The sequence below is a fragment of the Methanoregula sp. genome, from assembly GCF_028712425.1.
Lineage (GTDB): Archaea > Halobacteriota > Methanomicrobia > Methanomicrobiales > Methanospirillaceae > Methanoregula.
On the sequence record NZ_JAQTQD010000003.1, the window covers coordinates 124,658 to 137,882 of the forward strand.

A 13,225-nucleotide genomic window follows, 5' to 3' on the forward strand; every position below is an offset into this window, starting at 1 on the left:
AGAGATCAGGGAAGGATCGCGGAACGGACCGAGAGGAAGACCGGTCCCCGTACATCCACTTTCTTTTTGTTGTCGGTGATGAAACGCATCGCGTACTCATCGACCTTCAGGTTGATATCGCTTGGGAGCTTTGCCATCTTGACCTGGACAGTTGTCTCCTTTCCGCACCGGGCGGCCTCCTCGATCCGGGCGGCAGCAAGGGCCGATACCGCGGAAAGGTAGGAGAGGCCGGTTGGCACTCCCCCGGTCCGCACCTGCTTCCACTTCTCGGCATCCGGGACCCCGAGCACCGATCCATCGTGGACGAAGATCTCGTTTGCACAGGCCGGCCCGCAGAGTTTCGCATTGGCTTCGGTCTCTTCGATAACAACCTTCACGCGGGTGCCGCCCAGCATTCCTTCCCATGCATCGAACGAGCAGGGCCCCTGTGCCGAACCGTTCGCTGCCGCAATCTTCGCGATCGCTTTTGCGAGCAGTTTGCCTTCAGGGGATGACGGCTCCTCGCGGAGGTGAACTGACCGTGCGATCTCCCGGTCCGAGAGCGGGCGGGAGAAGAACTGCGGGTACACGAGCTGCCGGACATCGTTTGCCCCGTACGCAATCATCGCGAGCCTCTCAACGCCAAGCCCCAAGTTCATGACCGGGACGCCGACGCCGTATTCCGCGAGCGCCGAGGGGGAGTACATGCCGAACGTCGCCACCTCGACCCAGCCATGGACCGGATGCCGGGCGTAGACCTCGGTCTGGGTATCCGGCATGTAGTATTTCGAGCGCTTCTCGTCCGGCTGGAAGCGGAAGTCCGTGTATCCAAATGCGGAAAGGAGCGCTTCACTGACCGCTTTCCCGTCCTCGATCGTCACATCGTCCCCGGCAATGATACAGGATGCCGAATGGTAGGTCATCAGCCGTGTCGGCCCCTCGGCCTGCTCGCGCCGGAAGCAGCGGTCGACCGAGAACATGCGGATGGGAAGCGGGCTCTTGTCCCAGATCGATCCGAGCGTTAAGAACCAGCCGCTCGTCATGTGGCTCCGGAGCGTAGAGCGCGAGGACTCGGGGGCGAGCTCGCGGAACTCGGGGAAGACCTCGTCAAGGATGTGGACAACCACCCCGTCGTCAGCCTCCAGCACTTTTGAGAGTTCGAAGGTCAGTTCGTCGCCGTCGATCTCGGACTTCTTGTACGCGTGGAGCGTCTCGCGGAGTTTCTCCTCAATCGCAGGAGCCATCGTCTTGCCGAGAATCCCGTTGATCTTATCGAGCCGGTCCCTTGCGATCCCCACGTTCGGACGCGGGAGGCCGCCAAGATAGAAGACCCGGTCGAGCACGGCCATTGCCTCGGGCCCGAACTGCCGGTAGATATCCTTCTCATCGATGATGACCGGGACTTCTGCCTCATCAAAGCCCATCGAGAGGTAGGTCTCGCGGAGCCTGTTAATCGTGGCAAAGACCGGGTGGGCCTGCGCCCGCTTGTACACCCGGCACGGGTACGTATCTGCGTGCGCTGCGGGAGTCAGGACCGATGGGCCCTCGTGCCATGCCCCTTCGAAGTTCTCGTGCGCTTTCTGTTTCCAGTCTTCGGGATTGAATCTCATGTTTCTCGCTCCAGGACTACCACTCTGCTCAGTTCGTTCTCGTCCTTGTACCGGTAATCACACGCGGCCGCGACCTTCTCCGCAAAGGCGCGGACAAACGCATGGTCCGGCATGTTCTCTCTGACCAAACGGTTTCTACTGTATCCCAGATACATGTATCCTTTGATCTCAACGAACCGTGCTCCCGAATCCTGCAGGATCGCGGCATAGCGCTCAGGAGCGAGATCATTGAGCCCCTTCACGAGCGTGATCCGGACCACCGATCTCCGCGAACCGAGGAGACGGAGGCTCTCCTGCACGCGGTCCCAGTAGTCCCCGAGCGGCCGGCAGACGCGCTCGTAGGTCTCCCGATCGGGAGCGTCGAGTGAGACGTACATCTGGAACGGGTTGCACCGCTTCAGCATATCCGGGTTCGTCCCATTGCTGACAACGAATGTAGTGTATCCCTTACTGTTGAAGAGGTCGATCAGTTCCGGCAGCCGCGAGTAGAGCGTCGGCTCGCCGGAGAGCGATATCGCAACGTGCTTCGGGTCGAGCGCTTCTTTCCACCGTTCTTCCGTGACCGTGTTATCGAGCACAGCGTTGTACCCCGCAAGCGCTTTCTTCTGGAACCGGTGGATGCCGGCAAGGATGGTCTCGGGCGGGCACTCTTCCGCTTCCACCGGCTCGTGCTCGAACGAGCGCCAGCAGAAGAGGCAGCGCTGGTTGCACCGGAGGGTCGGCGTCATCTGGACGCAGCGGTGGCTGTCGATCCCGTAGAACTGGTGCTTGTAACACATATCCCCGCCGGCAAGTGCCCGTTTGCACCACATACAGGGCTTGAGTGCTGCTGTCGAAGTCTTGGAAAAAAACTGGTACCCCTGTTTTCTCAGGGGCTCACATGGATCGGATGGCATCGATCCCGAGCGTTTCGAGCGCTTCTTTTAAGGTGTTCTGTACCGCCAGAACGAGTGTCAGGCGCCGGTCCCGCACTTTCCCCTCGCTCTTTAAGACCTGCTCGAAGTGGTAGAACGAGTTGAAGGTGTCGGCAAGTTCGCGGGCATAGATGGCAAGGAGGTTCGGGCGGAGCTCGGCAACAACCCTCTTGATGATGCCCGGGAAGCGGGCGATCTGCTTTGCGAGCGCGATCTCCTGCTCGGTCTCAAGCTCGAAGCATTCGGTAACGTCATCGGCTTTTTCGAGGATGCTGCATGCCCGGGCATGGGCGTACTGGATATAGGGGCCGCTCTGCCGCTCGAAGTCGAGGGCTTCTTTCCAGTCAAAGACCGTGCTCTTCTCGGGCGAGACCTTCACGATGTCGTAGCGGATCGCGGCAAGCCCGACAGATGCAGCGATCTTCCTGCGTTCGTCTTCGGGAAGTTCCGGTCTCCGAACCGTGACCTCGTCAAAGGCACGCTTGCGCACTTCGGTGATGAGGTCGTCGGCCGAGATGAACTTGCCGGCCCGGGTGCTCATCGATCCCTCGGGAAGCGAGACAAACTCGAAGAAGACGATCTCGGGAACCTTCTCGCCCAGCACTTTCATGGTGCACTGGAGCTGTGCTCCGATCAGCTTGTGGTCCGCACCAAGGACATCGATAACCCGGTCGAAGTTCTTCCCTTTCCATGCATGGAAGGCAAGGTCACGGGCGGCGTACACCGAGGTGCCGTCGCTCCGGCGGATGACATACTTGTTCTCGAACCCGAACTCCGAGAGATCGAGGTAGAGCGTCTCGTCCTCGCGGGCCTGCGGCTTCTCTTTGAGCCTGCCGATGATCTCTTCGGTGCTCCCGTTCCGGATGAAGTCGCTCTCCCAGACGAACTTATCATGGGCAACATTGAGGTTCTTCATCGTGACCCGGAACCCGTCAAGGCAGCGGGAGACCTCCTTTTTGAACTTCTCCACGGTAGCGGGATCGCCGCTCTCCACGCGCTGCATCAGGAGATTGACCTGCTGCGTGATCCCCTCGTCTTTCTCGATCTCGCGGTTTGCCGCGATGTAGATCCGGGCAATGTGGGCATCCTCTTTCTCGCCCGGCAGCTGCGTACTGTCCAGGTTATTGAACCCCCAGACAACGATAGCGATCTGCCGGCCCATGTCATTGACATAGTACTCGACTTCCAGCGGGTACCCGGCCTTCCGGAACGCCCGGGCGAGCGTGTCGCCGATGATCGAGTTCCGGATATGCCCCACATGAAGCGGACCATTCGGGTTTGCACTCGTGTGTTCGAGCACCACCCGCTGCGTTTTTGTCTCCAGGTTCCCGTACCCTGGCTTAACCGCAGCACGGATCACGTCGCTGACATAGGCTTTCCCGAAGATGAAGTTGATGTACGGCCCTTTTGCCTCGATGGTGACCGTGGATAACTCCGGCCGCTTCTTCAGTTCTGCAACCAGATCCTGGGCAATTTTTACCGGTGCCTGCTTCCGCTGCTTGGCTAACGAGAAGGCAACGGTGGATGCAAGGTCTGCGTGCTCTCCTCCTTCAGCCAGGAGCGCATCGGTCACGCCGGCGGTCTCCCGGATAGCGGTGTCTATCGTAGCGAACATGTCATCGGGCATTTAGTATCCCGTCCTGTAGCGGAGAATGGCGGCGATCCCGCCGAATGCCGAGAAGAGGATCGAGCCCTCCTCGAAATCGTCCGATATGAGCTCGACCTTGGAGCTGCTCTGGTCGGCGATCCTGGTCAGCTCGTCCACGATATCGATCTCCTCTTCAATGATAAGGGGCGCCGAGCATTTCGGGCAGTTGCCAAGAGCGATATCGGCCACGGTCTTGCCCGGCTCGATATTGATCGTCTTCTCCGTGGTGTAATCGCAGGTCTGGCACTTGATCTTCAGCCGCGATTTCCGGAGTTTCGAGGAGAGGAGGAGGGTATCGACGGCCCCGATCTCGAGGTTGTGCCGGATGCTCTCCTCTCCGTAGGCAGCGAGCGCGTCATCCTTGACAAGTTCTTTCAAGAACTTCTCCATGATCGCCTTCTCCTTAATGACGGTCATGCCCTTTAAGGCGTCCTTTGCCGCGTCCACGAGCTCCGCGAGCCCGTCCTCGTTCGTGTAGGCAACATCGAAGAGCCCGATGATCCGCTTCTGGACCTCGTGGTGGAGGTAGGTGCCCTTCTCGAACTCCTCTTTCGTGGGGCTCGGGCCGCCGATCAATACGCCCTTGAACCGCTCGAAATAATCCTTCTCGGCAAGGAAGATTGCGCTTGACCGCTCGCCGACTTTCGTGTAGAACTCGTCAATCGCGATCTCGCGGAGCCGGCCGAACCGGGCTGCCGACTGGCCGCCTTTCCGCATCTTGCCGGGCACGGTGGAGTTTGCCCCGCCTATGGGCTCGATCCGGTTCCCGCGCAAAAAGCCCCAGTAGGCCTCACGCTTGTCGAGAACGAGGAGGCCGTACACGTACTTCTCCTCGAGCATCTGGAGGAGCGGTTCGAGCTCGAAGCTGGAGCTGCACCGGTACATGTAGAGGTTGATGGCCTCGGGCGGTTCGATGATGGTGCACTGGAGGTCGCTCCGGTCACCGTAGGTCCTGACGGTGCCGCAGAAGACGGCCATGCCCTTCTCGGGCGGTCGCTTGTAGTACTTGAGCCGGGAGAGGATCGAGGAGATGGCGCTCTGGACGTTTGTCCGGGTCTGCTTGCTCTTGATGTTCGCGCACTGGCCGAACTCGTCCTTGAGCTGGCCGGTCACATCGTAGATCTGCTTGTCGGGAGGGATGTAGAGGGTAATTAACTCCGTCCCGTCTCCCTGCTGCGACTGGAGTTTCTCCAGCGTCTTCTTGAACTCATAGCGCTTCCGCGCATCGTCCATCTCCACAACTTCTTCTGCCATTGTCGGACTCAAACCTCGTTAAAGCTTAGAGCTATTCACCTGCTGGGGGCATAAATTTGCGCCCATTGCATAATGATCCGCGAATCGACATCAGAATTTATGCCATGATCCCCTGAAAATTCCGTGAATGTCTTCGGCTCTCCTGCCTTATCATAGAATGCCGTCCCACTTTCGAAAGGAATGATGGGATCGGTTGCATTATGGAAGATCCAGACCGGGCGGGGCGAGATCTTCGCGAAATAGGTGCTGGGCTCGAGCGATGCGGCGAACCGGATGGGATCGCCGGAATATCCCTGCGTCGTGAAGGCATCGAGGATGCCCCAGTCCGATGTCGATATCCCGACGTACCCTGCAAAATCCTTGTCAACGCCTGTGGCAATTGCCGCATATCTCCCGCCATTACTGGATCCGACCGCATACACCGGCACGGAGAAGCGTCCCGAGAGCATCTTCCGGGCATTGACCAGATCGCAGATGGTCAGGTAGTACTGCGGCCATTCGCCGGATTGGAACTTCGTGAAGTCCTGCTGGATCAGCTGCTGGCCAAACGGTATCCCGTCTGTCTCCCCCCCTCTGCCCCGAATATCCACAAAGAGGAACGCATATCCTGCCTGTGCGTACTGCAACATCCGTGCCTCGTGGCCTTCCGGCTTCTCACCTGCTCCAGGGACGTAGACTATTGCGGCTTTTGGCTGTTTCGGGGCTGAAAGATACGTGACCACATCGCCGGTCTGCGTATGCATTACGATCCGGGTTTTCGTGTACGTCTCGTTGGAGAAGAGGACATCCTCGCTCGTTGTAACTGGTGCGCACGTGACCGAGAGGGCACCGCTGCTGTCCACGGAATACGAGGCCTTTGTTCCGGTGCCGGAACACCCGGCAAACGCTGCCGCTGCGATAAGGACTGCTGCCAGGACGAGGGCGGGAACAGCTCGCATTCTTCAGCACCCCAGGCAGCGCTGTATCAGGCAGATGGTCTTCCCGTCAATGATCCTGCCGTCGCGGATCATTGCCGGCAGGTCTTTTATGGCAACATCGATCACTTCGATTACTTCGTCCTCGTCCTTCCCGTATTCCTGCGAGGGCGAGAGGTCGCGGGCCTCGAACAGGAAGATCTTCTCGTCCGTGAACCCGGGCGTCGTGTAGATGAATCCTTTTGGCACGATCGATTTTGCCGCAAACCCGGTCTCCTCGATCAGTTCCCGACCGGCCGTGGCAAGGGGCTCCTCTCCCTGCTCCATCGTCCCTGCCGGGGCCTCGATGATGTACTGGTCGATGGCGTACCGGTACTGTTTCAGAAGTTTGCACCGGTCCCCGTCAATGGGAAGGATTGCAACCGCGTTACTCGGGTGGACGATCACCTTCTCGCGTTCAATCCCGTTGGGGAGCCGGATCTTCTTAGTCTCGATCCATAAACGCCTGCCGCGGAAGATCTCAGTCATCTCATCCCTCGTACTCGATGGGATCTTTCATGCCGAGAGCAGCAAACGCCTCCTGCCGGAAGTGGCACGAACCGCAGGTGCCGCAGGCTTTTCCCTCATTCCGGTAGCAGGACCACGTATGCTCGTACGGCACGCCGAGTTTCATGCCCACGCGGAGGATATCGGTCTTTGTCATCCGGATGAACGGAGTCTTCAGCGTAATCTTTGTCGTCTCCTTTGTCCCGAGATCGATGACCTTCTGGAATGCATCAATGAACTGCGGCCGGCAGTCCGGGTACCCGCTGTAATCCAGCGACTGGACCCCGATATAGATTGCTTCGGCGCCGTTTGCCTCGGCAAAACTCGTGGCAATGGAGAGGAGGTTCGCGTTCCGGAACGGGACATAGGTATTGGGCACCAGTGTACGGTCTGGGTCGAACGCCTCCATAGCCATCTCCCTGTCCGTCAGGCTGCTTGTGCCGAACTGCGAGAAGTACCCGACATCAACTTCAATCAATTCCTGTGCATCCAGGAGGGAGGCGATCTTCTTTGCGCAGGCCAGTTCTTTGCCCTCTGTTCTCTGGCCGTAATTCAGGTGCAGGGCGCAGATATCGTACCCCTCACTCTTTGCAAGGTAGGCGAGCGTTGAGGAGTCCATTCCTCCCGACAATAAACAGACCGCCTTCATTATTTCACTCCGATGATCTTATGCAACTGCATCTGCATCCGGGCCGGCAGGGTGTTCGTTAACAGGAATTTCGAGATCACCTTGTAATCCGTACCGAAGACCGGCGAGATGAAGATCTCGCCCGCAATCGGGTACGTGGCGATGACGCCCTGTGCATACCGGCAGTCCTCCTCGTCCTTGACAACAAACTTTACGCTGTCCTGCGGGCGGATCTTCGATAAGAGGGAAAGGTCGCTCTTCTCTCCCGACGACGGGCACTTGACATCCATGCAGACCGATACAAAGGGCTGGAGCCGGGAGAAATCGATTGTCCCGTTGGTCTCGATATCAATAACCGATCCCCGCTTAACGAGCGAGGCAAGGAGTGGCTCCAGATCATCAGCCTGGAGAAGTGGTTCGCCACCGGTAACGCAGACATAGGGAGGGTTGATGCGCCAGAGATGTTCAAGAACCATGTCCCTGCTCATCTCCCTGCCGCCGGTCCGCGATTCGGGCGTATCGCACCACCGGCAGTTCAGGTTGCAGCCTGCAAGCCGGATGAACAGGCAGGGCTTCCCCTGGTTCTTCCCCTCTCCCTGCAGGCTCCGGAATATCTCTGCGACCTTCATTCCTTCATTCCGTTATCTCGGCGCAGGATGTCGGAGACTCCCAGACCCGGATCTTCGTCACCCGTGCCTGGATCCCCATCTCGTGGCAGGTTTTGTGGATGTCGTCGCGGATGAGGACGGCGATCAGTTCGCTCGTGGGGTCACCGGGCGTCGTGATCACCGGGTGGAACTCGGCAATGCGGGGGATCATCGGGTCCTCCCTATTGAGAATGATCTGGTGGTCGTATTTTTCCACCACTTTCTTGATTAAGGAGTAATCGATCACGATCTGCGTATCCGGGGCCGGCTCGCCCTCCATCCAGACCTCGATCTTCCACCGGTGCCCGTGGAGGTTAGCGCACTTCCCGTGATAGTGGAGCAGGCGGTGGCTCGTATCAATCTGCACCTCTTTGTAGATGCCGGTCTTCATTGCTCAGCTTGGTGCGCCCATGGGGATAAAATGTTATTATCCACTAGAACCAATAGAGTAAGACAGGCAGGTGGGATGCCACAATTTATAAATCGATAACCCGCGTAGTACATTATCCCAGTGTGGGTTATCGATAACCACATAATCACATTACAGAGGCTATTTAATGGGACAGGGTAAATTCGCAGCCAGAAAACTGGTTCGGGACTCCAATAAGTTCCGGTGGGCAGACAAGAACTACGCCCGCCGCGAACTCAATCTCGATGTAAAGTCGGATCCCCTCGAGGGCGCTCCGCAGGCGAGAGGTATCGTACTTGAGAAGATCGGTGTTGAAGCCAAGCAGCCCAACTCGGCAATCCGGAAGTGCGTGCGCGTCCAGCTCATCAAGAACGGACGACAGGTCAGCGCTTTTGCCGTTGGCGACGGTGCCATCAACTTCATCGACGAACACGATGAAGTCGAGATCGAAGGCATCGGCGGCCGTCTCGGTCGTTCCATGGGAGATATCCCGGGCGTCCGGTTCGTCGTTACCAAGGTGAACAACGTCTGCCTCCACGAGATGGTGATTGGCAGGAAGGAGAAACCGCGCAGGTGATTTGGATGTCAGAAGCCGGAAAGAAACTCCTGTTCAACCTGTATGATGCCTCCGAAGTCAAGGTCACTGACCCCAGCCTCGTGCGCTACGTGAACCTCACGGCGCAGATCATCCCCCACTCCTGCGGCAAGTTCTCCCGCCAGGAATTCGGCAAGAGCAACATGATGATCGTAGAGCGGCTCATCAACCGCCTGATGCAGACCGAGAATAATACCGGAAAGAAGCAGCTGGCCATCCGGATCGTGCGGGATGCATTCGAGACCATCCACAAGAAGACCAAGAGGAACCCGATCGAGGTCCTGGTTGAAGCAATCGGCAACTCCGGTCCCCGCGAAGAGACCGTCCGCTTAAAATACGGTGGCATCAATGTCCCGAAGTCGGTCGACACCGCACCCATGCGCCGGGTCGACACGGCAATCCACTTCCTTGCCGAGGCAACCTTAAAGGGCTCCGGCTCCGGCAAGAAGCGCGCAAGCGCAGTCCTCGCTGATGAGATCATCGCCGCCTCCAAGGGCGACATGAAGTGCTACTCGGTAGGGAAAAAGGAAGAACGCGAACGGATCGCGAAGTCCGCACGGTAATCACATCTTTTTTTCGAGGTCATTTTCATGGTCCGCGGCAAAAAATCCATTGAGCGAGTAACCGAGCTCATGAAAGATCCGAAGCACATTCGGAACATCGGTATTGTAGCACACATCGACCACGGCAAGACAACCCTTTCCGACAACCTGCTCTCCGGCGCGGGTATCATCTCCGAGGAGCTTGCCGGCAAACAGCTCTTCATGGACTCGGACGCGGAAGAGCAGGCCCGTGGTATCACCATCGACGCATCCAACGTCTCGATGGTCCACGAGTACGATGGCCAGGACTATCTCGTCAACATGATCGACACGCCCGGTCACGTTGACTTCGGTGGCGACGTCACCCGTGCCATGCGTGCAGTGGACGGAGCAGTCGTCCTCGTGGACGCTGTCGAGGGCACGATGCCCCAGACCGAGACCGTGCTCCGGCAGGCATTAAAGGAGCAGGTCCGCCCGGTCCTCTTCATCAACAAGGTCGACCGGCTCATCAACGAGCTGAAAGTCGACGATCAGGAGATGCAGATCCGGCTCGGCAAGGTCATTGACAAGGTCAACAAGCTCATCAAGGGCATGAACGAGGAGGCCTACAATAACGGCTGGAAGCTCGACGCATCCAAGGGAACCGTTGCGTTTGGCTCCGCGCTCTACAACTGGGCAGTCTCGGTTCCGTTCATGCAGAAGAGCGGCATCTCGTTCAAGGTCGTATACGAGAAGTGTCGCGCAGGTGATATGAAATACCTGGCCAAGAACAGCCCGCTCTCTGAAGTGGTCCTCGACATGGTCGTGCGCCACCTCCCGAACCCCTTAGATGCCCAGCCCCGGCGTGTCAACGTCATCTGGCATGGCGACAAGGAGTCAAAGGAAGGAAAGTCCATGCTCGCCTGCGACCCGAATGGTCCGGTTGCCATGATGGTCACCGACATCTCGTTCGACCCGCATGCAGGAGAGGTCGCCACCGGGCGTCTCTTCTCCGGCTCTCTCAAGCGGGGCGACGGCCTCTATATCATGGGCGCAGCCAAGAAAGAGAACCGCCTCCAGCAGGTCGGTATCTTCATGGGCCCGAAGCGTGTCGAGGTCGATGAGATTGTTGCCGGTAACATCGCCGCGGTCACCGGTCTCAAGGACGCGATTGTCGGTTCAACCGTCTCCAGTCTCATGGAGATGACACCGTTCGAGTCGCTCAAGCACTACTCGGAACCGGTCATGACCGTTGCAGTCGAGGCAAAGAACATGAAGGACCTGCCAAAGCTCGTTGAAGTGCTCCGGCAGGTTGCAAAGGAAGACCCCACCCTCAATATCTCGATCAACGAAGAGACCGGCGAGCACCTGATCGCCGGTATGGGTGAGCTGCACCTTGAGATCATCACCGGTCGTATCAAGCGCGACAAGGGTGTCGAGATCATCACCTCCCCGCCGATTGTGGTGTACCGTGAGACGGTCACCGGCGTAGTGGAGAATGTCGAAGGCAAGTCCCCGAACCGCCACAACCGGTTCTACTTCACCCTCTCACCCCTCCCCGATGAGATCGTCGCCCTGATCAAGGCCGGCGAAGTCACGATGAACCAGCAGGCCCTTGAGCGCCGTGACGTGCTCATCAAGGCAGGCATGGACAAGGATGAGGCTAAGAGCGTCAAGGACATCAAGGGGACCTGCATGCTCATCGACATGACCAAGGGTATCCAGTACCTCAACGAGACGATGGAACTGATCATCGAGGGCATCCACGAAGCCCTTGCCGGCGGCCCGCTCGCGGACGAACCGGTCCAGAACCTCAAGATGGTCTTAACCGATGTCAAGCTCCACGAGGACGCGATCCACCGCGGCCCCGCGCAGGTCATCCCTGCGGTCCGTGGCGCCATCAAGGGCGGCATGCTCCTCGCAGGCGACTCGCTCTTAGAGCCAGTCCAGAAGATCCAGATCACCGTCCCGATGGACCAGATGGGCGCTGCCACCTCCCAGATCCAGGGCCGGCGCGGTCAGGTCTTCGATATGGAAAGCCTGGGTGACACTATCACCGTTGCCGGCAAGGCACCGGTCGCCGAGCTCTTCGGGTTTGCCGGTGACATCCGGTCTGCAACCGAAGGCCGTGCCATGTGGAACACCGAGTTCGCAGGCTTCGAGCTCGTCCCGAACAACATGGTCAAGGAAGTCGTTGTCGGCATCCGCAAGCGGAAGGGCTTAAAGGAACAGATGCCCCAGCCGAACGATTACCTCGCCGTATAGAACAGTCCCAAAACACCCATTACCCAGTCCCTTTTTTTCATAATTTTTCAGTTCAGGGTCGATGCCTTGGACGAGTAGATTCCTGAATCGTCTGATGGTTTCCCGTGCTACAACAGAGCAATGAACTCATCCCTGCTGATCTTTGCCTAGGATAAAATAGATGTAAGTGTTTTTGGTGTAATGATTGTCCCGGCATGAACGGGTACTGTAACAAGGCAGTCTTTTTCCTCATGGTAGAGATAATGGTGACTCCCTCTTGTATGGACGAGGGAAAAGCCTGCACGCTGAAGGGCTTTAAGTTCTTTGTCGCCCGTTACCCGGGGAAGTGTCATGCAATGACCGGGTCCTGAATGGTCACTTCTACTTCAACCGGCACCGGCTTTTTGAGAATTTTTAACGTCTCAATGTACCCGGCAATTGCTTCTTCGATATTTTTCCGGGCCTCGTCCCAGGTATCTCCCTGAGAAATGCAACCGGGAAGGGAGGGGACTGTCACGGTGAAGCCTCCGCTCTCATCTCTCTCCATCAGCACTGTGTAGCGCATCCGAGTCTGTTTCATGCGGGCCTCCCTTTTTTGCGATCAACCATTATCTTCGTGAAAGAATTATAGTATCTTCCGGTGATGGCCGGAGTTGTCCGGTAATCGCACGGATCGATCAGCTAACCGTGCCGGTCAAATAATTATTTAACAAAATTTATCCTAATTACTTTATTCCATGTTTGAATGTCTGTTTCTTCCAAAAACATTTCCCAATGTGCAGGAGCGTGCAGCATGATCCGGACTGCCCGCCCGCACCGTGCGCTGCCCGAAGCGATCGCGATTGCACGCGAGCGCGGGAAGGTCCAGGTTTCGATCCGGTGCCCAGAGGCCCGGTACCATTTCACGATTGACGCAACAACAACCGGCGCGTTCGTCCGCGTGAGGTTCTCGCCCCGGATCCTCGCGGAGGCTGCCGATATCGCGTTTGCGTTCCGGGGAGAGATCGTGCGGCTCCGGGCGATCATGCGGGACGTGGCCCTCACCCGCGAACTCTGGCTCCGGTCCAAGCATGGCACGTGGCGGTTCTTCCGCGTGACTGCAGACGGGATCGTTGAGATCGACCGGTCCGGGCGGGATCTTCCGGATGCAGAGGGGACGGGGTCCGGGCCGGTGAGGGTTTAACTGATTTCTCACTATTTGGATCGACGATGTCCATAATTTTCTGGCTTTGCTTCAACCCATTTCTTAATCTTTCCGCAGCGTTGACATCTTTTTTCCAATCTATAACATTGGACATATGTATATCGTACCCGTA

15 protein-coding genes are annotated in these 13,225 nt (G+C 57.8%); 4 read left to right on the top strand and 11 right to left on the bottom strand.

Annotation, left to right across the window (positions count from 1 at the left end; translation table 11 throughout):
- Positions 1 to 5: 5 nt before the first annotated feature.
- From sepS to PHF39_RS02585, 9 genes are read right to left on the bottom strand one after another with little or no spacing between them, the layout of a single operon-like run.
- On the bottom strand, positions 6 to 1,589 hold the full coding sequence (gene sepS, locus PHF39_RS02545) for an O-phosphoserine--tRNA ligase (protein ID WP_300219847.1): 1,584 nt from the start codon (positions 1,587 to 1,589) through the stop codon (positions 6 to 8).
- The gene (gene twy1 / locus PHF39_RS02550) at positions 1,586 to 2,485 is read right to left on the bottom strand and encodes a 4-demethylwyosine synthase TYW1 (protein ID WP_300219849.1); all 900 of its coding nucleotides are present in this window, start codon (positions 2,483 to 2,485) and stop codon (positions 1,586 to 1,588) included. Before twy1 ends, sepS begins: the two co-directional genes overlap by 4 nt.
- Complete coding sequence (argS, locus tag PHF39_RS02555; RefSeq protein WP_300219851.1) at positions 2,466 to 4,130, bottom strand: arginine--tRNA ligase; 1,665 nt, start codon at positions 4,128 to 4,130, stop codon at positions 2,466 to 2,468. The genes twy1 and argS overlap by 20 nt, the downstream gene beginning before the upstream one ends.
- Positions 4,131 to 5,405, bottom strand: a complete 1,275-nt coding sequence (gene prf1 / locus PHF39_RS02560) for a peptide chain release factor aRF-1 (protein ID WP_300219853.1) — start codon at positions 5,403 to 5,405, stop codon at positions 4,131 to 4,133.
- A gap of 35 nt (positions 5,406 to 5,440) precedes the next feature.
- The gene (locus PHF39_RS02565) at positions 5,441 to 6,343 is read right to left on the bottom strand and encodes an alpha/beta hydrolase (protein WP_300219855.1); all 903 of its coding nucleotides are present in this window, start codon (positions 6,341 to 6,343) and stop codon (positions 5,441 to 5,443) included.
- A 3-nt stretch (positions 6,344 to 6,346) separates the two neighbouring features.
- On the bottom strand, positions 6,347 to 6,847 hold the full coding sequence (locus PHF39_RS02570; protein ID WP_300219857.1) for an NUDIX hydrolase: 501 nt from the start codon (positions 6,845 to 6,847) through the stop codon (positions 6,347 to 6,349).
- Position 6,848: 1 nt separating this feature from the next.
- The gene (queC, locus tag PHF39_RS02575; RefSeq protein ID WP_300219859.1) at positions 6,849 to 7,514 is read right to left on the bottom strand and encodes a 7-cyano-7-deazaguanine synthase QueC; all 666 of its coding nucleotides are present in this window, start codon (positions 7,512 to 7,514) and stop codon (positions 6,849 to 6,851) included.
- A complete protein-coding gene (locus PHF39_RS02580) occupies positions 7,514 to 8,122 on the bottom strand; it encodes a radical SAM protein (protein WP_300219861.1) in 609 nt (202 codons plus the stop codon). Before PHF39_RS02580 ends, queC begins: the two co-directional genes overlap by 1 nt.
- A gap of 4 nt (positions 8,123 to 8,126) precedes the next feature.
- Complete coding sequence (locus tag PHF39_RS02585) at positions 8,127 to 8,531, bottom strand: 6-carboxytetrahydropterin synthase (RefSeq protein ID WP_300219863.1); 405 nt, start codon at positions 8,529 to 8,531, stop codon at positions 8,127 to 8,129.
- Positions 8,532 to 8,697: 166 nt separating this feature from the next.
- Here PHF39_RS02585 and PHF39_RS02590 point away from each other — a divergent pair, with 166 nt between their 5' ends.
- Genes PHF39_RS02590 through PHF39_RS02600 form a run of 3 tightly spaced genes read left to right on the top strand, consistent with a single transcriptional unit; the run spans position 8,698 to position 11,930 of the window.
- Positions 8,698 to 9,126, top strand: coding sequence for a 30S ribosomal protein S12 (locus PHF39_RS02590; protein WP_015286779.1), 429 nt, complete (start codon positions 8,698 to 8,700; stop codon positions 9,124 to 9,126).
- 5 nt (positions 9,127 to 9,131) lie between these two features.
- Entirely contained in the window at positions 9,132 to 9,707 is a 576-nt protein-coding gene (locus tag PHF39_RS02595) for a 30S ribosomal protein S7 (protein ID WP_300219865.1), read from the top strand.
- Positions 9,708 to 9,734: 27 nt separating this feature from the next.
- Positions 9,735 to 11,930, top strand: a complete 2,196-nt coding sequence (locus PHF39_RS02600; RefSeq protein ID WP_300219867.1) for an elongation factor EF-2 — start codon at positions 9,735 to 9,737, stop codon at positions 11,928 to 11,930.
- 146 nt (positions 11,931 to 12,076) lie between these two features.
- Here PHF39_RS02600 and PHF39_RS02605 read toward each other — a convergent pair whose 3' ends face one another.
- Together PHF39_RS02605 and PHF39_RS02610 are read right to left on the bottom strand one after the other, a co-directional pair.
- The gene (locus PHF39_RS02605) at positions 12,077 to 12,262 is read right to left on the bottom strand and encodes a type II toxin-antitoxin system HicA family toxin (RefSeq protein ID WP_300219868.1); all 186 of its coding nucleotides are present in this window, start codon (positions 12,260 to 12,262) and stop codon (positions 12,077 to 12,079) included.
- Entirely contained in the window at positions 12,259 to 12,489 is a 231-nt protein-coding gene (locus PHF39_RS02610) for a type II toxin-antitoxin system HicB family antitoxin (protein ID WP_300219870.1), read from the bottom strand. Before PHF39_RS02610 ends, PHF39_RS02605 begins: the two co-directional genes overlap by 4 nt.
- A 213-nt stretch (positions 12,490 to 12,702) precedes the next feature.
- Between PHF39_RS02610 and PHF39_RS02615 the strand changes: the two genes are divergently transcribed.
- Complete coding sequence (locus PHF39_RS02615; RefSeq protein ID WP_300219872.1) at positions 12,703 to 13,092, top strand: hypothetical protein; 390 nt, start codon at positions 12,703 to 12,705, stop codon at positions 13,090 to 13,092.
- Positions 13,093 to 13,225 lie beyond the last annotated feature (133 nt).

What these genes read in the sequence shown, in the direction of transcription:
- sepS (WP_300219847.1), bottom strand. Translation starts at nt 1,589, where the DNA reads ATGAGATTCAATCCCGAAGACTGGAAACAGAAAGCGCACGAGAACTTC.
- twy1 (WP_300219849.1), bottom strand. Translation starts at nt 2,485, where the DNA reads ATGCCATCCGATCCATGTGAGCCCCTGAGAAAACAGGGGTACCAGTTT.
- argS (WP_300219851.1), bottom strand. Translation starts at nt 4,130, where the DNA reads ATGCCCGATGACATGTTCGCTACGATAGACACCGCTATCCGGGAGACC.
- prf1 (WP_300219853.1), bottom strand. Translation starts at nt 5,405, where the DNA reads ATGGCAGAAGAAGTTGTGGAGATGGACGATGCGCGGAAGCGCTATGAG.
- PHF39_RS02565 (WP_300219855.1), bottom strand. Translation starts at nt 6,343, where the DNA reads ATGCGAGCTGTTCCCGCCCTCGTCCTGGCAGCAGTCCTTATCGCAGCG.
- PHF39_RS02570 (WP_300219857.1), bottom strand. Translation starts at nt 6,847, where the DNA reads ATGACTGAGATCTTCCGCGGCAGGCGTTTATGGATCGAGACTAAGAAG.
- queC (WP_300219859.1), bottom strand. Translation starts at nt 7,514, where the DNA reads ATGAAGGCGGTCTGTTTATTGTCGGGAGGAATGGACTCCTCAACGCTC.
- PHF39_RS02580 (WP_300219861.1), bottom strand. Translation starts at nt 8,122, where the DNA reads ATGAAGGTCGCAGAGATATTCCGGAGCCTGCAGGGAGAGGGGAAGAAC.
- PHF39_RS02585 (WP_300219863.1), bottom strand. Translation starts at nt 8,531, where the DNA reads ATGAAGACCGGCATCTACAAAGAGGTGCAGATTGATACGAGCCACCGC.
- PHF39_RS02590 (WP_015286779.1), top strand. Translation starts at nt 8,698, where the DNA reads ATGGGACAGGGTAAATTCGCAGCCAGAAAACTGGTTCGGGACTCCAAT.
- PHF39_RS02595 (WP_300219865.1), top strand. Translation starts at nt 9,132, where the DNA reads ATGTCAGAAGCCGGAAAGAAACTCCTGTTCAACCTGTATGATGCCTCC.
- PHF39_RS02600 (WP_300219867.1), top strand. Translation starts at nt 9,735, where the DNA reads ATGGTCCGCGGCAAAAAATCCATTGAGCGAGTAACCGAGCTCATGAAA.
- PHF39_RS02605 (WP_300219868.1), bottom strand. Translation starts at nt 12,262, where the DNA reads ATGACACTTCCCCGGGTAACGGGCGACAAAGAACTTAAAGCCCTTCAG.
- PHF39_RS02610 (WP_300219870.1), bottom strand. Translation starts at nt 12,489, where the DNA reads ATGAAACAGACTCGGATGCGCTACACAGTGCTGATGGAGAGAGATGAG.
- PHF39_RS02615 (WP_300219872.1), top strand. Translation starts at nt 12,703, where the DNA reads ATGATCCGGACTGCCCGCCCGCACCGTGCGCTGCCCGAAGCGATCGCG.